17 protein-coding genes are annotated in these 18,338 nt (G+C 36.1%); 10 read left to right on the top strand and 7 right to left on the bottom strand.

Annotated features, from left to right (window positions below):
- Nucleotides 1-51: 51 nt before the first annotated feature.
- Both ZA07_RS09210 and ZA07_RS16280 read left to right on the top strand, forming a co-directional pair.
- Nucleotides 52-390, top strand: coding sequence for a PadR family transcriptional regulator (locus ZA07_RS09210; RefSeq protein WP_053971402.1), 339 nt, complete (start codon nucleotides 52-54; stop codon nucleotides 388-390).
- Nucleotides 387-806, top strand: a complete 420-nt coding sequence (locus ZA07_RS16280; protein ID WP_231628663.1) for a hypothetical protein — start codon at nucleotides 387-389, stop codon at nucleotides 804-806. Before ZA07_RS09210 ends, ZA07_RS16280 begins: the two co-directional genes overlap by 4 nt.
- On the opposite strand, the gene ZA07_RS09200 is transcribed toward ZA07_RS16280, so the two are convergent.
- Nucleotides 803-2,287 carry a pyruvate kinase gene (locus tag ZA07_RS09200; protein ID WP_053971401.1) on the bottom strand — a complete coding sequence of 495 codons (1,485 nt, stop codon included), beginning with the start codon at nucleotides 2,285-2,287 and terminating at the stop codon, nucleotides 803-805. The two genes, ZA07_RS16280 and ZA07_RS09200, sit on opposite strands and share 4 nt — an antisense overlap.
- Nucleotides 2,288-2,501: 214 nt before the next feature.
- On the opposite strand from ZA07_RS09200, the gene ZA07_RS09195 reads away from it, so the two are divergent.
- Together ZA07_RS09195 and apaG are read left to right on the top strand one after the other, a co-directional pair.
- On the top strand, nucleotides 2,502-3,755 hold the full coding sequence (locus ZA07_RS09195) for a DUF5103 domain-containing protein (RefSeq protein WP_053971400.1): 1,254 nt from the start codon (nucleotides 2,502-2,504) through the stop codon (nucleotides 3,753-3,755).
- Nucleotides 3,756-3,854: 99 nt separating this feature from the next.
- On the top strand, nucleotides 3,855-4,241 hold the full coding sequence (gene apaG, locus ZA07_RS09190) for a Co2+/Mg2+ efflux protein ApaG (protein ID WP_053971399.1): 387 nt from the start codon (nucleotides 3,855-3,857) through the stop codon (nucleotides 4,239-4,241).
- On the opposite strand, the gene ZA07_RS09185 is transcribed toward apaG, so the two are convergent.
- Both ZA07_RS09185 and ZA07_RS09180 read right to left on the bottom strand, forming a co-directional pair.
- Nucleotides 4,234-5,226: a DUF6695 family protein gene (locus tag ZA07_RS09185; protein ID WP_053971398.1), complete on the bottom strand. Its 993-nt coding sequence runs from the start codon at nucleotides 5,224-5,226 to the stop codon at nucleotides 4,234-4,236. The two genes, apaG and ZA07_RS09185, sit on opposite strands and share 8 nt — an antisense overlap.
- On the bottom strand, nucleotides 5,223-5,942 hold the full coding sequence (locus ZA07_RS09180; protein ID WP_053971397.1) for an NRDE family protein: 720 nt from the start codon (nucleotides 5,940-5,942) through the stop codon (nucleotides 5,223-5,225). The genes ZA07_RS09185 and ZA07_RS09180 overlap by 4 nt, the downstream gene beginning before the upstream one ends.
- Before the next feature lie 146 nt (nucleotides 5,943-6,088).
- Between ZA07_RS09180 and pruA the strand changes: the two genes are divergently transcribed.
- Nucleotides 6,089-7,714, top strand: a complete 1,626-nt coding sequence (gene pruA, locus ZA07_RS09175) for an L-glutamate gamma-semialdehyde dehydrogenase (protein WP_053971396.1) — start codon at nucleotides 6,089-6,091, stop codon at nucleotides 7,712-7,714.
- Nucleotides 7,715-7,846: 132 nt separating this feature from the next.
- Here pruA and ZA07_RS09170 read toward each other — a convergent pair whose 3' ends face one another.
- Nucleotides 7,847-9,133, bottom strand: a complete 1,287-nt coding sequence (locus tag ZA07_RS09170) for an Omp28-related outer membrane protein (RefSeq protein WP_157492106.1) — start codon at nucleotides 9,131-9,133, stop codon at nucleotides 7,847-7,849.
- A gap of 166 nt (nucleotides 9,134-9,299) precedes the next feature.
- On the opposite strand from ZA07_RS09170, the gene ZA07_RS09165 reads away from it, so the two are divergent.
- The 3 genes from ZA07_RS09165 to ZA07_RS09155 all read left to right on the top strand — a co-directional run bounded on the left by ZA07_RS09165 (nucleotide 9,300) and on the right by ZA07_RS09155 (nucleotide 13,264).
- On the top strand, nucleotides 9,300-9,785 hold the full coding sequence (locus ZA07_RS09165) for a TlpA disulfide reductase family protein (protein WP_053971394.1): 486 nt from the start codon (nucleotides 9,300-9,302) through the stop codon (nucleotides 9,783-9,785).
- 18 nt (nucleotides 9,786-9,803) lie between these two features.
- A complete protein-coding gene (locus ZA07_RS09160; RefSeq protein WP_053971393.1) occupies nucleotides 9,804-11,465 on the top strand; it encodes a DUF6029 family protein in 1,662 nt (553 codons plus the stop codon).
- Between the two features lie 158 nt (nucleotides 11,466-11,623).
- On the top strand, nucleotides 11,624-13,264 hold the full coding sequence (locus ZA07_RS09155) for a T9SS type A sorting domain-containing protein (protein WP_053971392.1): 1,641 nt from the start codon (nucleotides 11,624-11,626) through the stop codon (nucleotides 13,262-13,264).
- A gap of 3 nt (nucleotides 13,265-13,267) precedes the next feature.
- Here ZA07_RS09155 and rsmG read toward each other — a convergent pair whose 3' ends face one another.
- Nucleotides 13,268-13,897, bottom strand: coding sequence for a 16S rRNA (guanine(527)-N(7))-methyltransferase RsmG (gene rsmG / locus ZA07_RS09150; protein ID WP_053971391.1), 630 nt, complete (start codon nucleotides 13,895-13,897; stop codon nucleotides 13,268-13,270).
- A gap of 141 nt (nucleotides 13,898-14,038) precedes the next feature.
- Between rsmG and ZA07_RS09145 the strand changes: the two genes are divergently transcribed.
- Together ZA07_RS09145 and ZA07_RS09140 are read left to right on the top strand one after the other, a co-directional pair.
- Complete coding sequence (locus ZA07_RS09145; RefSeq protein ID WP_053971390.1) at nucleotides 14,039-15,142, top strand: acyl-CoA desaturase; 1,104 nt, start codon at nucleotides 14,039-14,041, stop codon at nucleotides 15,140-15,142.
- 12 nt (nucleotides 15,143-15,154) lie between these two features.
- Nucleotides 15,155-16,339, top strand: coding sequence for a pyridoxal phosphate-dependent aminotransferase (locus ZA07_RS09140; protein WP_197276721.1), 1,185 nt, complete (start codon nucleotides 15,155-15,157; stop codon nucleotides 16,337-16,339).
- Nucleotides 16,340-16,394: 55 nt separating this feature from the next.
- Here the strand turns inward: ZA07_RS09140 and ZA07_RS09135 are convergent, their stop codons facing one another.
- The gene (locus tag ZA07_RS09135; RefSeq protein WP_053971389.1) at nucleotides 16,395-16,661 is read right to left on the bottom strand and encodes a hypothetical protein; all 267 of its coding nucleotides are present in this window, start codon (nucleotides 16,659-16,661) and stop codon (nucleotides 16,395-16,397) included.
- Between the two features lie 182 nt (nucleotides 16,662-16,843).
- Nucleotides 16,844-18,337, bottom strand: coding sequence for a TrkH family potassium uptake protein (locus ZA07_RS09130; protein ID WP_053971388.1), 1,494 nt, complete (start codon nucleotides 18,335-18,337; stop codon nucleotides 16,844-16,846).
- Between the last annotated feature and the right edge of the window lies 1 nt (nucleotide 18,338).

Here is an 18,338-nt window from a genome sequence, read left to right as displayed (position 1 = left end):
AATAAATTCCTAAAAATTTTAATACCTAATATATTTATGTATATTTGACTTATGTATTCGAAAGATTTAATAAAAGGAACACTTCAACCCATCATTTTAAAACTTCTTGAGGAAAACAATAAAATGTATGGTTATGAAATCACTCAAAGAGTAAAAGAACTTACCAATGGTAAAATTGAAATTACTGAGGGAGCTCTTTATCCCATGCTTCACAAATTGGAAGCTGACAAGATTTTAAGTACTGAAAAAGTGTATATAGGCAAAAGAGTAAGAAAATATTACCACTTGACCCAAAACGGCAAGCAGGTAGTAAGTGAAAAAATTAACGAGCTATCAGACTTTCTATCTACCATGCAACTAATTATCAAACCCAAAACCAATATGATATGAATCTAACAGAAAATCATATAGCTCAAATAAAGCATGATATTATGTTGAGAGGTGTTACACTTGAAGATTTATCTGATAGTTTGCTAGACCATATTTGTTGCTTTTTGGAACAATCTTTAGAAACTGATTTTGAAACAGCTTACGAACAGGCAATTGATGCATTTGGAGAAGCCGGCCTGGAACATATTGAAATAGAAACACAATTATTAATCACCCATAAAAAGCAAATTACCATGAAAAAAACAATGTATTTCTTAGGTTACATCGCCGTAGCAATTAGCACGACCGGTGTCTTGTTTAAAATCCAACATTGGCCGGGTGCTAGTGTTTTAATCACGTTGGGAATTGTCATCCTAAACTTCGGATTTCTACCCATGTATTTTTATGACAAATACAAAAACGCTATTAGTAATTAGTGATTAAGTTTTTTTAATTTCGGTAACAAAGGCGCATTTTTATCTTGATATAGCTCCATATGCTCAATTATTTGATCCAAAAGCTCTATCGCTCTCAAAATATGAGGACCTTTGTTTAGCATAATACATTCCGCCTTTGTTGCCGTTACCGCATCAGTAATTTCAGACCTACTGGGAAGTCCTTTCTTCGCTAGCTTTTCAAGAACTTGAGTAGCCCAAACAATGGGAATATGGCAGGCATTGCACAATGCCAGCATTTCCTTTTGAATGTAACCCAAATCCTTCCAACTTGTTTCAATAGCCAAATCACCTCTCGCTATCATCACTCCTACCTTTGGCGCTTTTAAGGCTTCCAATAGAATCTCTTCCAAATGGTTAAATGCAGCTTGGGTCTCAATTTTATAAATTACTCCTAAAGAATCCAAAGCATTCAATTCCTTTAAACATTCATGCATTTCCTGAACATCACTAACAGAGTTAACGAAGGAAAAATTGACGATATCGGCATATTTTGCAATAAATTTTAAGTTTTCCCTATCAGTATGAGTCAACCCTCTAATGTTCAGTTTGGAATCTGGGAAGTTAATTCCTTTATCCGCCTTTAATTTGACCCCTTTTTCATCAGACCTAAGAATTTTAACTGTGGCGATATCACCATTTAAATCTATAATTTTACTTTTAATGGCACCATCATCAAAATATACACGATCTTCCTTATGGAGGTAATCAAAAACTTCTGGCAATGTACAGGCAATAATTGCCGGAGCCTGAAGCGCCCCATTCTTATCATATTGCGCCTTTCTTCCCACCAAAGGAACTCGAGACAATTGTAATTCATCACCTTCATAAAGAACAATGGGCTTTTTCACTTCTCCAGTTCTTATTTTAGGTCCACTTATGTCCATGGCAATTATGGTTCTTCTCCCAAGTGTGGCATCTACGGCCTTAATATGTTGTATGATATCGAACCAATCTTCTTGAGTGTCATGAGCACAGTTTATACGCGCTATTTTCATGCCCTTGACAATCATTTTTTCAACAGTTTCCCTATCATTTGCAACATAACCAGGCATGGTCACCATGATCCTTTGTTTTCTATTTTCTGGGGACCTCCCAAACAAAACATTGGTTTTATCAGTCAACAATCGTTCACTATCTAAAATTGAAACCTTAAAATCCTGTGGCCAGTCAATAGACTTATTAAGCAACTTCAACAAATAGTAGCGCGTAATTTTCAAACTAGCCTCAGTATGGGCTTCTGCCCTTGCCAATCTAGACATTCCCAAAATACCCAACTGATGTTGCAATTCGCGTAGATCAAACGAGCGTAAGGTGAGATAATGGATCAAGTTAATCGCACTCTTTTCATGGTCGGGATGAATATCCTTGAGCACACGTTTGTAATTGTGTTGATCTTGAATTATTTTCTCAAGAATCACATCAATTTCTTCTACCATTTTTGTAAGATCTGTTGTCTCCATAACTTTCTAAAACAAATTTCCCTAAAACTTTCTGGAAAAATGATGATTTAGATCAGTTTAGCAACCTCCCTAAATCTCAACCTATTGAAATTATTGTAAAGTTAATAATATCAACCGCTCCAACCTTTTTTAAAAGGTTAATTTTAGGGCCATCATAAACCCTTTATATCAAGGCATAAAATTTGATTATATTTACAAAACAAATGACAAACGAATGGTAATCCGACTAACTCTAACGCTCCTATTTCTTCTTTATTCAATTAACACCAATGCTCAGGTCACTAGAGAAGTCAACCCGCCCGAACATATTAAAACAATTACTTTTAAAGGAGACACCAACGAAAGTCAGCTCCCAGTTATCAAGTTAGGAGATTTTATTCAATTGGAATTTGATGCCTTGAATGGGGAAGAAGCTGACTTCTACTATAAAATAGAATATTATAATTTTGATTGGACACCTTCTGTACTAGCTAAAGCGGAGTTTATGGATGGCTATGATAATCAAAGAATAAGGACCTATCAAAATTCGTTCAACACTTATCAAATTTATTCTCATTACGAGCTTACTATTCCTAATGAAAGAACACGTCGCTTAAAGATTTCTGGAAACTACATGATTCATATTTACAATGAGTATGATGAATTGGTGTTTTCTAGAAAATTCATGATTTATGAACAAAGCGCTCAAGTTGGAGTTGCTATTAAACGATCAAGAGATGTTAGGTTTATTGAAGAAAAACAAAGTGTTGATATATCCATCAACTCTAGCTCTATTGAGTTTACCAATCCTGATCAGACGGTAAAAACCTTAATTATTCAAAATAATAATTTAAACTCTGCTATCTCCAACCTGAAGCCTCAATACACCATGGGTAATGAATTAATCTACAAATACACCAAGGAATCTAGTTTCTGGGCTGGCAATGAGTACTTTTATTTTGACAACAAAGACATAAGGGCGGCCAATAATGCCATTCAATTTATTGAATTACATGACCTTTATAACAATTATTTATTTACCAATATTGCCAGAAAAGATCGTCCATATACGTACAATCCAGATATCAATGGAAATTTCATAATAACCGCCCTTGATGTAGAAAACCCTAGTATTGAAGCCGATTATGCTTGGATTCATTTCTCATTATTGGCCAACGAACCATTCCTTGGTAAAACACCTTATATATATGGAAATTATAACAACTATGCTATAAGTAAGGAAAATGAAATGACCTATAATGCAGATAGAAATGTCTATGAGGGATTCCTTTTATTGAAACAAGGATTTTACAATTACAAGTATGTTCTTGTAGATAGAAAAGGAAATATAGATGAAGGAGCAATTGGCGGCAATTTTTATCAAACCGAAAACAACTATAAAGTCTTAGTTTATTTTAGAGATTTAGGTAGTAGATTTGATCGTCTGGTTGGAATGGGAGAGGCTAGCTCTATTAATATTTCAAACTAAAACCCTGACAATCATCATTAACATCTATTTTTTTACATTTTACAATTAAAATTTCTTATTTTAGCAAGAACCAAAACTTTTTTAAGCGTTTAGCCAAAAATGGTACAGCAAGTCACTAGGGGGATTAAAATTTCTGTAGAAACCACTTTTGAAGGAACTTTCTATAAGAATTATAGGATTCAATTTGCCTATGGATACAAGGTAACAATTGAGAACCAGAGCAAAGATGTGGTTCAGTTACTTGCCCGACATTGGACCATTAAAGATGCATTAAATCACATTGAAACCGTCAATGGAGAAGGAGTTATTGGAAAAAAACCGGTCTTAAACCCAGGAGAATCACACACCTATACTTCAGGCTGTTTGTTATCTTCTCCTTTCGGCTGCATGAGCGGTCATTTTAATATGGTTAATTTTTCTTCAGCCAATAAGTTTCAGGTGATTATCCCAAGCTTTAAGCTAAGTGCTCCCTTTGCACTTAATTAATACCTCTATTAAACCGCACAATTTTATCCTCCTGCTGAATATGAAAAAATTTACAATTGGAGTGATGTGTAAATTCAAATGGACTATTCCAATCAATAACCGCAGTTTCTGTTGAAAACACATCATGCACATCAATATGTCCATTTGGGGAAATTCTTCTGAATACAACTTGGCACCCATCAGTCTCCAAAATTTCAAACCAAGCACCAGAACCAATACCAGATAGCCATTGAGCCTTTTGACCCGCGTGACCCACTTTTTGGGGGACCATAGTTCCTAAAGAACTGGGCTTGAAATCCTTTAAAGGATCAAGCAGACATTCTTTGTTTATCTTACCAACATCCGAGGAAAAAGGTTCGATAAATCCAGTTTCTGAAACTTTAAAGACTCCCAAATCATTGGCCGCCGCCACAACATTTCCTATCGTACTAGGAGTAAATCTCTTTAAACCGATTAATTTTTTCTGGGTCACTTTATTAGTCGTTGAAGCTATTAAAACATCTGTTACAAATCTGGCACAATTAGAGGCCTTTTTCACAAAAGCCCCATACCTAATGAGTAACTTATCTTGCATTTCATTAATAAATGCTTTGGCCCTTTCAAAATCAACCTCATCACAAACAGACGCATACATATTACCTACTCCATGAGTAAATTGTGGTTGTGTAGCCAAAAAAGACAAGATTTCTTCCAAATTTGTCATTTGACCATTCGTAAATTGGGCTTCCAGTGAAAAATCCAATTCACCATCTGTTTCTTTACTTCTAACTCGCCCCATTGGCTGTGGCGTAATATATCTGCCAAAGTCATAATAACAGATTTCACCTTTGCCCTTTTCAATAAGCACTAATGCTGCATGACCTGCCCTTACATAATCCTTTTTTCCTATTCCTGCATATTTCAATAATGGCGAATACCACTCATTAGACACCTTAACAATAGTCTCTGGATAAGCCAAAACAATAATAATTCCCGAGTTACTCATGAATAAAATTGGTTTTTGGAAAATGTCTCCTGAATCATAGAATCTTCCTCTTGAAGATTTAAAAACTTAGTCTTAATTTCTTCCTTTTTCATCACTATTTGAGTGATACTGGTCGTTTTGACAAAACCACGATCCATTATAATACCATACTTATTCAAGTTATAGGCTTTGTGAAATTTCAGAAGAGATTTTTCATTTAGACTATGACCCTCTTTAAATTCTTTAAACCATTGATGTCGTTCCGATTTCATTTGCTCATCATATAATGTCGTTGAGGACCAAATATGGGTTTTCAATTCTAATTCCTTTTGATGTACCTCTAATCCATCCCAAACGATTTCAAAAAAACAAAGCGAATCATTCCAATCGGTAGCTACAATGGTGAACGGTTCAATATGAGAAAAGTCAAATTTGGAAATACAATTCAAAAAATTATCAGCTATTAATAATTCCTTCACAACAACCCCTCGGCTCATTTTGTATTTATCCAGTCGTTTGTGTCTCGTGAAGCCGCCATTAAGGAGACAAATAACCCGTTGCTTATCACTTAAACCAATCCATGTTCCTCCAGCCACTTTATCCTTAGGACACCAAATAGTTACTCCTTCCTCAAAATAAATCTTTGGAGCAATGGTCTCCCTCTGCGGATCTTCATCCCTATTAGAAGTTAATACAAATCCACTATCTCCTATCGCAACTAGCGTTACTGTACACATAAATCAAGCAGTCTAAAATACTGGCGTGTAACTTACAAAATTTATGGCATTTAACTTTGTTTTGATACTCTTGTTACACTAAAAACCACATAAAAAACATACCTTTGTACTCCAAAATTTAGTAACACCATAAAATCATAAAATCTATGGCGAACGCATTTTTCAATGTCCCAATTGCTGTAAATGAACCGGTTAAATCATATGCTCCAGGTTCTTCAGAAAGGGAAGAGGTTTTGAAAGCATACAAAGAGATGTTCAATAGTCAAATTGATGTCCCTCTTTATATCAATGGTCAGGATGTTTCCACTGGAAATACCAGAACCATGTCTCCTCCACATGACCATAAACATAGTGTAGGAACCTATCACTTAGCAGAAAAAAAACATGTAGAAGAAGCAATCTCTACAGCTTTAGAAGCTAGAAAATCTTGGTCTCAAATGCCTTGGGAACAACGAGCAGGTATCTTTTTAAAAGCTGCAGAATTAATTGCCGGTCCTTATAGGGCTAGAATTAATGCCGCCACCATGATTGCTCAATCCAAAACCATTCATCAAGCCGAAATAGATGCTGCTTGCGAATTAATTGATTTCCTCCGTTTCAATGTGCAATACATGACTGATATTTATGCAGAGCAACCTGAAAGCACGTCAGATGCATGGAACCGTGTGGAATATAGACCTCTTGAAGGTTTCACCTATGCTGTAACACCATTTAATTTTACTGCAATTGCTGGAAACCTACCTTCATGTATGGCTTTAATGGGTAACGTAGTTGTTTGGAAACCAAGTGACAGCCAAGTCTTTTCAGCAAAAGTTGTCATGGATGTTTTCAAAGAAGCAGGAGTTCCAGATGGCGTCATTAATGTTGTTTTTGGAGATCCAGTTATGATTTCGGACACCATTTTATCGCACCCAGATTTTTCTGGATTGCATTTTACAGGTTCTACTTTTATTTTTAAGGAACTGTGGAAACAAATTGGTAATAACATCCACAATTACAAAACCTACCCTAGAATTGTAGGTGAAACTGGTGGTAAAGATTTTATTATCGCTCATAAATCTGCCAATGCGAAACAAGTAGCGACCGCTATTTCAAGAGGTGCCTTTGAATTGCAGGGACAAAAATGTAGCGCTGCTTCAAGAGCATACATTCCAGACAACCTTTGGGAAGATGTGAAAAACTATGTTATTGAAGACGTCAATTCCTTTAAAATGGGATCTCCAGAAGATATGGGTAATTTCATAACAGCTGTCATCCATGAAGGCTCTTTTGATAAATTGGCCAAATATATCGACCAAGCTAAAGCTGATGATGATGCTGAAATTATTGTTGGAGGTGGATATGACAAATCTAAAGGTTACTTTATTGAGCCTACGGTTATTTTGACCACTAATCCAAAATACACAACTATGTGTACCGAATTGTTTGGCCCTGTCATCACCATATATGTTTACGAAGCTGACAAATACTCTGAAACTCTTCAATTACTTGATGAAACTAGTGAATACGCCTTAACTGGAGCCGTTTTAGCAACAGACAGGTATGCTATTAATGAAGCTACAAGAGCACTTGAAAATAGTGCTGGTAACTTCTATATCAATGACAAACCTACAGGAGCTGTTGTTGGACAACAACCATTTGGTGGAGCAAGAGCTTCAGGAACTAATGATAAAGCTGGAAGTGCACAAAACTTATTAAGATGGGTATCACCTAGACTTATTAAAGAAACATTTGTAACTCCAACAGATTATAGATATCCATTTTTAGGATAATCTAAAATCAAATAAAAAGAAAAAACCTTGAAGTAATCTTCAAGGTTTTTTTATTACTATAATTAAACTTTAACGAACTAAAAATAAAAAAAGCGGAATCAAATTCCGCTTTCTTCAAATAAGGTATTTAGTTTAGTCAAAGTCCTTAGTTTCTCCCACGGTTGCTTTTTGAGAGTTTATTGCTGCTCCCGCCGAATTGGTAATAAATGCAGCCAAGGTTAAGTTATTTGAATTTTGAATTGAAGAGCTCAATTGGAAACTGTATTCTTTAGAATAAAAACCAGAAGTAGCATCCATATCACTGGCCGATACTTCCTCTCCAAATAATCCCGCAGGCATTTGTCTTAATACATGATTGTGTTCAAAATTGTAAAGAACAGATCCACCACCATAATAACTTGTGTAATTTGTTTGGTCTTGAACCAGTCCATTTTCTAAAACACCAACTACAAGTTTAGTTCCTGCTGGAAGGCCTCCTATAGCATTTATTTTTACTGTCACGTCCAATGTTGAACCATTTAAGTTAGAGGTTATAGCCAATCCTTGCTCTACTACATCGCCTTGATAATTCAATACTTGCCCTACAAAATTAGGTTCAGGAGAAGCCCATCCAAAAATTCTATTCAATTTAGCTGTTGGATAACCCGTTAATCCAATAAAATCTTCTAAATCTTCAGCTGGATAATTGTATGGGTCATAGTAAGAACCACTGCTATTTCCACGGTGAATTGCCACTACTACAGTGTTTTCAGTTTCTTCTTCAACCAACTCAATACCGTAGGCGACTCTTGGACACCATCCACACCAGGTTCCCGTATAATCTTCAATCAATACTTTTTCAGTGTGCCCTACAAGAACATTAAGAGCACTACTATCATATGTATCATAAGACGCCGTGAAAGTTATATTTCCGTACTCTGAAGCCACATAGGTATTTCCTTCCAATGCCACCCCGTTTACAAAAAATGTTGCTTCTGCTGTAAAATCAGTTCCTTCATTTCCAGTCGCTGTCAAAGTGATCGTCTCCCCATTAACCATAGCTTCTTTATCTCCCGTTAATACAATGGAAGATAATGTTTCTTCCACATTAACAGTTACTGAAATGTCAGAGCTTGTCAAATTATTATATTTGGCATAAACATCAAAAGTTCCTCCTTGAGATGGTGTGTAATTAGCACTGCTTGTTGCATTACCATTGAAATAAATCGTCGACTGGGCAGTTACATTGTTTCCTAAGTTATCCATAACAGTAAATGCAAAAGACTCCCCTAAATAAACGGAGCTTGCATTTGAAGAAATTGTTATAGAAGATGCTTGTTCCGTTCCTCCTCCTTCATCAGTGCTTGATGAACTACAAGAAGCCATCAAACCCGTTAGAACGAATAAAAATACTCTGAAGATTGTTTGTTTTACTTTCATTACCTTTTCAGTTAAGTTATTGTTGTTTTTGTGCAATGGTGGCGAATATATATAAATTCTTTAAATCGTTAAAATTTTAATTGATTTTTACAAAAACAACCCTAAAAGTTTCATTTTATATCAAAAAGTCTAACTTTGCCCGAAATTTTTTAAAATATATAAGCTAATGAAAATCTTAATTCTCACTCTTTCCTTTGTATTTGGGCTTACTTTTGTCCGTGCACAGGACGAGCTTCCCAATTTAAGTTTAAAAAATCTCGATGGTTCCTTAGTCAACATTCAGGACATCTCCAAAAATGATCAACTGACTATTGTTTCCTTATGGGCAACGTGGTGCGTGCCTTGTAAAAATGAGTTGGATGCCATTGGCGAGGTTTACAGTGATTGGCAAGATGAAACCAATGTAAAATTATATGCTGTTTCCATAGATGATTCCAGAACGGTAAAACGTGTAAAACCCTTAGTGAATGGTAAAGGCTGGGAATTTGATGTACTTCTAGACACCAACAGCGATTTAAAAAGACTATTAAATGCACCTACGGTTCCAGTAACCTTAATTGTAAAAAATAATCAAATTCTTTATCGACATTCTGGATATACTCCTGGAGCCGAAGAAGAATTATTTGCGAAAGTAAAAGAATTCGCCAACTAATTAGATCCCAAAAAAAATATGAAGTTTAAACTACTAACCATAGTTATGGTTTTGGCTGTAGGTCATGCTCTTGCACAAGATTTTGGCCATCTTAGCGGAGGTTTGGAATCCAACTCCCAGTATTATGTTGATGATCCAAAACTAGGCGATTTTTCAGAAGAAGACCATTTTAGATCCAACACCTACCTGAGACTCAACTATAATTATAAAAATTGGTTTGCCAACATTCAAGGGGAAGCCTATGAACCTCAAGCACTTTTAAATCTTTATCCAAAATACGAAGGAACAAATGTAGGAACCTTTGCCGTTGGGTATAAATCAGAAAAATTAAAAGCAACCTTGGGTTATTTTTACGAACAGTTTGGTAGCGGCCTGATTTTAAGGTCCTGGGAGGACAGGCAATTGGGAATCAACAATGCCTTGAGAGGTGCCCATGTTACCTATTCACCAACGTCATATCTACAATTCACCGGTTTATATGGAAGACAACGCGACGGTTTTGAAGTATCTCGTGGAGAAATCTATGGATTCAACACCGAAATTGGGGCCAGTGATATTTTTGGATTTGAAAACTCCATAATCAATATAGGCTTAAGTTATGTAGGTCGTATGGAAGATTTGGACATAGACAACCCAAATTATAATGATTTGACCAGTGCTTTCTCTACACGTTTAGATTATTCAGAAGGTAATTTTTATTCTTCTTTGGAATATGTTTTTAAAACAGAAGATATTTATCAAGAATTGGGAACCTTATTCCCTAATAGGTACTTCAGTGGAAATGCTTTGTTATTAAATTTTGGATATGCAAAAAGCGGACTAGGAATTGATGCCACTTTAAGACGTATGGAAAACATGGCTTTTTTCTCCCAAAGAGACCAAGGCTCTAATGTCTATAACCAAAACTACCTAAATTATCTTCCTGCCCTGACCAAACAACATGATTACAGTTTGGCCAATATTTACGTCTATCAATCGCAACCAAGACTAACCTTCAATCCGCAAGCAAAAGCCGGAGAAATAGGAGGGCAATTGGACGTCTATTATAGCTTTAAAAAAGAAACTACTTTGGGCGGTAAATATGGTACCAAACTAGCGTTTAATTATTCCAATTGGTATGGTGTAGGAGGACAATTCAATGAGGTAGAAAGAACTTATACCTCTGATGGGTTTTTAAGTTTTGGAGAAAATTACTTTAGAGAAGTAAGCTTGGAGGTCAGAAAAAAATTATCCTCAACATGGACTACCATTTTTTCTGGAATCAACACTTTTTACAACAAAAAATATATAGAAGATACGACTGGCGAAGTGAATGCTACCATATTGACAGCTGAAGCTACACATAAATTTGGAAATGGAAAATCCATAAGAATGGAAGGACAGCACCTTTGGTCTGATGACAAAACCTTTGACCGCGCGAAAAACTGGGCGGCAGCTACTTTAGAATACAATTTCAATTCCAAGTTTAGCATTTTTGCTATGGATATGTGGAACTATGGAAACCCTAACGAGGATCGAGATGTTCACTATTACAATTTTGGAGGCAGCTTCACCAAAGGCTCCACCAGGATTGGGGCTAGCTATGGAAGACAAAGGGGTGGATTGGTCTGTGTAGGTGGTATTTGTCGCTACGTGCCTCAAAATACAGGCTTCACTTTAAATATCGCTACGGCATTTTAAAAGAATACTATAGACTATAAATATTTAGATCTATAATCAACAAAATTAAATACCTTGAAGATCACTTCAAGGTATTTTTATTTCTTAAACACCTGTATTCAAGTAAATTATTAGTAAAAAGTTTATCTTTAAGAAGTAAATTATTGAAAAACTTACTTATGAAACAATATTACCTCTTTCTACTATTTCTTTTTCCTATATACAATTTCGCCCAACCTGGTGGCGAGAGTGCCATTTCAACTATCAATTCAACCATTCCATACCAAGGTTTTGATGATCCCATGCCCCATTTGGGAACTGGAGAATATAAAATCTATTACGACAATGTGGACGGCGTTCTGGACAAACCCATTTTTGTGGTAGATGGATTTGATCCTGGTGATGATCGAGACATTTTGCTTATCTACCCTCTACTTGACTATGGTAATGGCGAAAACTTGGGAGATGACGTTAGAGATCAAGGGTTTGATATTGTAGTTTTAAATTTTCCAATATACACAAGTACCTCGGATGGAACTACCATCATAGATGGCGGTGCCGATTTTATCCAACGGAATGCCTTTATATTTGTTGAGCTCATTAATACCATTAATGGGATGAAAACGGGTACTGAAGAGAATGTGGTTGTTGGCCCAAGTATGGGTGGATTAATTTCCCGCTATGCTCTGAGATACATGGAGCAAAATAGTATGGATCATGACACACGTTTGTTTATTTCTTTTGACACTCCCCATTTAGGAGCAAATGTTCCTATTGGCATCCAATATCTTTTCAACTATATGGTGAATGGAGATCCTGCCCTTACTGAAGCAGAACCTTTTGTTAATAATTTATTGAATAGTGCAGCCGCCAAACAAATGTTGATTGACCATTACTTAGGGCATTTGCAATCCGGTTCCAGTTATGAACAAGATCCAAATCAAACATTACCCATTGGCGCACCAAACTTCAGAGATACTTTCCAATCAGAACTCGATGCCATGGGATTTCCTGAGGATATCAGAAACGTGGCAATCTCTAACGGAAGTGGCACTGGCATGATGACAGGAACCCCGGGTATGGAATTATTAAATCATACCTTCGATACGGGACAGGTTAGCGGCCTTGATACGCAAGCTATCATCACATTACATTTTACTCCTTTGTCGAATCAATCCATAGAGGTAACCCATTTTATTGGTCAGGTTAACTTTTGGGGATGGCAGGACGTTTATACCTTTTCAGCAGATTCAGAAGCTACTTCATTCTCGGATGGTTTAGATAGTGCTCCTGGAGGACAATTCAACATGTATTCTTTTGATAATGGCAGCAATCCTTTAATCGCCGAATTTGTTGCTAACCTCAACACGCAATATTTCAATTTTATCCCCACCTTAAGTTCTTTGGCCATTTCCGATTTGAACTGGTATAATACTCCCAATTTAAATAACACCCCATTTGACAACACTTATATTCCTTCAAATAATGAACCTCATGTAACTTTGACTAATGGAAATGCAGCATTTGCTCTCAATGAAATATTTAATGAAACCTTGACGAGTGAAGATGTATTGCAGAATAACCTCAGCATAAGACTTGAAAAAAATCCAGTTTCCGAATCCCTTTCGATAATTTCAAGTCATCAGTTAAATGATGCCGAAATATCCATAGTAGATTTAACTGGTAAAACGGTATATCAACAACACATGGATTTATCATTTAAAACCCAAATCCCTTTGCGATTGACTTCCGGCATTTATGTTCTAAATATCAAAACGCAACAGAATGGCATTTTCCAATCCAAACTGATTGTTAAGTAAGACTTATCCTTTGAATTTAATGGGTAGGTGGACTATTTTTTTGGTTTCAAAAAAGTCCTCATCAAAATATTGGTTCAACTCAAATATTTGTGCTGTAGAAAAATTCTCCAGTTCATCTGCCAAATCACCTCCTTTAAGGTAAATCACCCCATTTTTTATTTCATGGAGACTCTTTTTAGCCACTTTCCCTTTTATCCATCTTACAAAGGTTGGCATTGCCGCCACCGCTCTGCTGACAATAAAATCATAAGTCTCATTGATTTCCTCAACCCGAGTATGTGTGGTTTTCACGTTTGTAAGTCCCAATCCTTCAACAACCTCATTGACCACTTTCAACTTTTTAGCAATACTATCAACCAGATGAAACTGGCAATTTGGAAACATAATAGCCAATGGAATCCCAGGGAATCCCCCTCCTGTACCTACATCCATAATTCTTGTGCCATCCTTAAATTGGATAAACTTAGCAATCGCCAAAGAATGTAAAACATGTCTTAAATAAAGTTCATCAATGTCTTTTCTAGAGACTACATTGATTTTCAAATTCCAATCTTGGTACAATTCCTCAAGCTTTCGAAATTTATTAATTTGGTCTTCCGTTAGATCAGGAAAATATTTAAGGATTAGGTCCATACTCTAAATTTTCGACAAAAGTAGGTAAATTATTGTGCATATTTTTATGAAAACTTTTTAAGGATAGGTTCACATTATATGTATCTTTGGCACGTTATAGTGTCAGGTAAGCACGTAACAATTTATGAAAATATTTGAACGATGACGAACAAAACTTTATCATTTTCGAGAACAGATTCAGCTAACTTTTTTAGAACATTAAATAAGAGAGTTAACACCTATTTCAAAGAAAATGACATTAAAAGAACAGGAAATTGGAAACTTTGGGTAAAAACCATTGTCATGTTTTCTTTGTTTTTAGCCCCTTATTTTATACTACTCACTTTGGACATGCCAGGTTGGGCACAATTACTTTTGACCATTGTCATGGGAATTGGAATGGCCGGAGTTGGTATGAATGTGATGCACGATGGAAACCATGGCTCCTACTCAAAGAAAGAATGGGTTAACCGTTTAATGGGTAGCAGCATTTATATCTTAGCAGGTAACGTTTATAATTGGAAAGTGCAACATAATGTGCTGCATCATACGTATACCAATATTCATGGTCATGATGAAGATTTGGAAGCTGGAAGAATTCTTAGGTTTTCAAAACATGCCGAATGGCGTTGGTACCATAGATTCCAACATTTTTATTCCATTTTACTTTACGGTCTACTTACCATTAATTGGGCAATCACGACCGACTGGCAACAAATGAAACGTTACATGAAACGTAAATTATCATATGGGAAATTTCCAAATCCGGTTTGGAATTGGAGTAAATTGGTAATCTCAAAACTTATCTATGTAAGTGTTTGGATTGTATTGCCTCTTATTATCATGGATCATGTGACTTGGTGGAAAATCCTTCTTGGTTTCTTCGTTATGCACTATACGGCAGGATTGATTTTGAGTGTTATTTTCCAATTGGCTCATGTCATGGAAGAAGCAGAAATGCCATTACCTGAAAAAGATGGTACTATGAAAAATACTTGGGCCATCCACCAATTAAATACAACCGTTAATTTTTCTACCAAAAACAGAATTGTCAACTGGTTTACCGGTGGTTTAAACCACCAAGTGGAGCATCATATATTTCCAAATATAAGTCATGTTCACTATTCAAAAATCTCTAAGATAGTTAGAGAAACTGCAAAAGAATTCAATTTACCGTATAACGAATATAAAACAACCCGAAAAGCAGTAATCGCTCATTTCAGATACTTAAGAGAAATGGGAATGAAACCTGCCTTACAAGCATAATTTTTTATGGCGATGGACCAACTGTCTGACAGAATCAAAAGTTTGCCAAGTTCTGCAACCTTGGCTATGGCGGCAAAAGCAAGAGAGCTTAGAGCCGAAGGAAAAGATATTATAGGATTAAGTTTGGGAGAACCAGATTTTAACACTCCTGACTTCATTAAGGAAGCTGCTATACAAGCAGTGAATGACAATTACAATTCATATTCTCCAGTTGATGGATATGTGGATTTAAAGGAAGCGGTATGTCTTAAGTTTAAACGAGACAACGGCTTGGATTATAAACCAAATCAAATAGTTGTTTCAACAGGAGCTAAACAATCTATTGCCAATGTAGCTCAAGTTTTATTGAATCCAGGTGATGAAATATTATTACCTGCTCCATATTGGGTAAGCTATTCAGCCATTGCAACACTATGCGAAGCCACTTATAAAGAGATTCCTTCTTCCATTGAAAATGATTTTAAAATCACTCCAGAGCAATTGGAAGCCGCTATTACTCCAAAGACAAAAATGATTTTCTTCAATTCGCCAAACAACCCAAGTGGGACTATTTATTCTGAAGAAGAATACAGAGCATTGGCCAAAGTTTTAGAAAAATATCCAGATATCTATATCTTGTCTGATGAGATCTATGAGCATATAAGTTATGGTGCCAAAAACTTTAGTTTTGCTGCTATTCCAAATATGTACGACCGCACCATTACTGTTAATGGTTTGGCAAAAGCTTTTGCCATGACGGGATGGCGTATTGGATACATCGGTGCCCCAGAATGGATTGCCAAGGCATGTACCAAAATGCAAGGACAAATAACTTCTGGAACCAACTGTATTGCACAAAGAGCTGCTATTACGGCATTGACTGAATCTCCAGAAAGAATCCAATTCATGGTTGAGGAGTTTAAAGAACGTCGTGATTTAATTTTAAAACTTTTAGGTGACATTGAAGGATTCCAATGCAATGTTCCTGAAGGAGCCTTTTATGTGTTCCCCAATGTTTCAGCCTTTTTTGGAAAAACTTTTAGAGGAAAAACCATCAACTCCGCCTCCGATTTTGCCATGTATCTTTTAGAAGAAGCAAACGTCGCTACAGTTACTGGAGAAGCTTTTGGAAACTCCAATTGTATCAGAATTTCTTATGCAGCTTCCACCGAACAAATTATTGAAGCTGTTAGGCGAATAAAAGAAGCGCTATCATAATTATTGAAATTGTAACGAATTGTATATAAGCCACCCAATGGGTGGCTTTCTTTTTTTAGAACATAAAATAGATCATAATAGATAGGACTACAAGAATGCAACATACTAATAAGAACTGATTAAAAAGTGTTCTTTTTCTATCTTGAATTTTTTGTTCCCGAATATCCCGAAGCATTTTAGGTGTTGCTTTTGGGTAATCTAAATTTAATTTAATGTTTTCATAACTACCTGAAAGGCCTTTAGACCTTGATCTCTGAGCCTTCATCTTCTCATTATTTTTGAGAATAGTTATCATAGCTTGAGCTCCACCACCAAATCCCATAATTACAGATTTTAAAAGTTAGACAAGTTAATCATACACCACTCGGCGTTATCAAACGTCAAGTATGGAAAAATAAAAGATATTGGTGAGTGATCAGCTGACCAGGATATCAGTTAAGGATCTTTAAAACGAAAAGTAACTTTAATATATAAGTAGCAACTATAAGAAAAATGTTACAAACTTTATTTCTTGGTCCAAAAGAATGGTGTTAAGAGAATCAAAACCGTAAACAATTCCAAACGACCAATGAGCATTAAAAATGAAGCCCACCATTTACCTAAGGGTGGTAATCCGCCATAATTGTTAACTGGACCAAAATCTCCCAAGGCCGGACCCACATTACCCAAACTGGATGCAGCCAAACCAATGGCTGATTTAAAGTCAATATTAAACATGGAGAACACCAAGGCCCCCACTATAAATGAAAGCATATAGAGAATAAAAAAACCTTGAATATTAAAAACAATACCTCCTGTAACCGCCCTGATATTATAACGAACGGGAACTACAGCACTAGGGTGTAAGGTTCGTTTAAATTCTAAAAAGCCATTTTTGATAAGAATAAGATGTCTAACAACTTTGACTCCCCCAGATGTACTTCCTGCAGATCCACCTAAAAACATCAACCCAAAGAAAAATACCACCAAAAAGGGTGTCCAAGCCGTATAATCCGCAGTAACAAACCCTGTGGTTGTAATTACCGAAAGCACCTGAAATAAAGCATGTCTAACCGAACTTTCAGCCCGTCCCCAAACCATGGGATGATAAATAGTAGATTGACTGATATCTGCCTTGAAGTAAATGATTACTGCAGAAATTAAGGTGAAAATGGCTATGAACTTGAAATATAGTTTAAACTCTTCATCCTGAATAACCTTTTGAACCTTGCCCTTAAAAGCAAAATAGCTCAACACAAAGTTAGTACCAGCCAAAAACATGAAGAACATGATAATATACTGTATAATAGGCTGATCATTCCAATAAGCCACACTTGCATTTTTAGTTGAGAAACCGCCCGTAGAAAGCGTGCATAAGGAATGGTTGATGGCATCAAAAAAAGACATCCCAGCAACTTTCAATAGAATTGTTTCGGCTGCTGTGTATCCAAAATATATAAGCCATAGTCTTTTGGCTGTATCCGTTATTCTGGGATGCAACTTGTCCGCACTTGGTCCTGGAGCTTCAGCTGCAAACATTTGCATTCCTCCTATTCCTAGAAGCGGTAGAATTGCTACTGCCAATACAATAATTCCCATTCCCCCAATCCAATGGGTTAAACTTCTCCAGAACAAAACCCCTTCAGGAACAATCTCTATATCATTGAGTATCGAGGCTCCCGTTGTCGTATAACCAGACATGGTTTCAAAAAACGCATCAGTAAAACTTGGAATAGCTCCAGAAATCATATAAGGAAGTGTTCCAGACAATGTCATGATAATCCATCCAAAAGTCACCACCACATACCCCTCTCTTTTATTCATTTCCTTAGAATGGTCCTTTGTATTATACATGGCCAGTAGACCCAGTAATACAGCGACAGCTCCTGAAATCAATAAATCGAAAGTAACGCCATCTTGACAAATCAAACTAATAAGTGCAGACAACAACATAAACCCACCGTTAAAAACTAACAGTAAGCCCAAAAGATGTAAAATGATTTTATAGTTTAATTTCACT

This window comes from Mangrovimonas sp. ST2L15 (assembly GCF_001280515.1).
Classification (GTDB): domain Bacteria; phylum Bacteroidota; class Bacteroidia; order Flavobacteriales; family Flavobacteriaceae; genus Mangrovimonas; species Mangrovimonas futianensis.
The sequence above is the reverse complement of the archived record's forward strand: the minus strand, read 5'-3'. Positions and strand labels throughout refer to the sequence as shown.

Excerpts from the sequence above, each read along its gene's own strand:
- ZA07_RS09135 (WP_053971389.1), bottom strand. The coding sequence starts at position 16,661 with ATGGGATTTGGTGGTGGAGCTCAAGCTATGATAACTATTCTCAAAAAT.
- pruA (WP_053971396.1), top strand. The coding sequence starts at position 6,089 with ATGGCGAACGCATTTTTCAATGTCCCAATTGCTGTAAATGAACCGGTT.
- ZA07_RS09145 (WP_053971390.1), top strand. The coding sequence starts at position 14,039 with ATGACGAACAAAACTTTATCATTTTCGAGAACAGATTCAGCTAACTTT.
- ZA07_RS09180 (WP_053971397.1), bottom strand. The coding sequence starts at position 5,942 with ATGTGTACAGTAACGCTAGTTGCGATAGGAGATAGTGGATTTGTATTA.
- apaG (WP_053971399.1), top strand. The coding sequence starts at position 3,855 with ATGGTACAGCAAGTCACTAGGGGGATTAAAATTTCTGTAGAAACCACT.
- ZA07_RS09140 (WP_197276721.1), top strand. The coding sequence starts at position 15,155 with ATGGACCAACTGTCTGACAGAATCAAAAGTTTGCCAAGTTCTGCAACC.
- ZA07_RS16280 (WP_231628663.1), top strand. The coding sequence starts at position 387 with ATGAATCTAACAGAAAATCATATAGCTCAAATAAAGCATGATATTATG.
- ZA07_RS09165 (WP_053971394.1), top strand. The coding sequence starts at position 9,300 with ATGAAAATCTTAATTCTCACTCTTTCCTTTGTATTTGGGCTTACTTTT.
- ZA07_RS09160 (WP_053971393.1), top strand. The coding sequence starts at position 9,804 with ATGAAGTTTAAACTACTAACCATAGTTATGGTTTTGGCTGTAGGTCAT.
- ZA07_RS09200 (WP_053971401.1), bottom strand. The coding sequence starts at position 2,287 with ATGGAGACAACAGATCTTACAAAAATGGTAGAAGAAATTGATGTGATT.
- rsmG (WP_053971391.1), bottom strand. The coding sequence starts at position 13,897 with ATGGACCTAATCCTTAAATATTTTCCTGATCTAACGGAAGACCAAATT.
- ZA07_RS09195 (WP_053971400.1), top strand. The coding sequence starts at position 2,502 with ATGGTAATCCGACTAACTCTAACGCTCCTATTTCTTCTTTATTCAATT.
- ZA07_RS09185 (WP_053971398.1), bottom strand. The coding sequence starts at position 5,226 with ATGAGTAACTCGGGAATTATTATTGTTTTGGCTTATCCAGAGACTATT.
- ZA07_RS09155 (WP_053971392.1), top strand. The coding sequence starts at position 11,624 with ATGAAACAATATTACCTCTTTCTACTATTTCTTTTTCCTATATACAAT.
- ZA07_RS09210 (WP_053971402.1), top strand. The coding sequence starts at position 52 with ATGTATTCGAAAGATTTAATAAAAGGAACACTTCAACCCATCATTTTA.
- ZA07_RS09170 (WP_157492106.1), bottom strand. The coding sequence starts at position 9,133 with ATGAAAGTAAAACAAACAATCTTCAGAGTATTTTTATTCGTTCTAACG.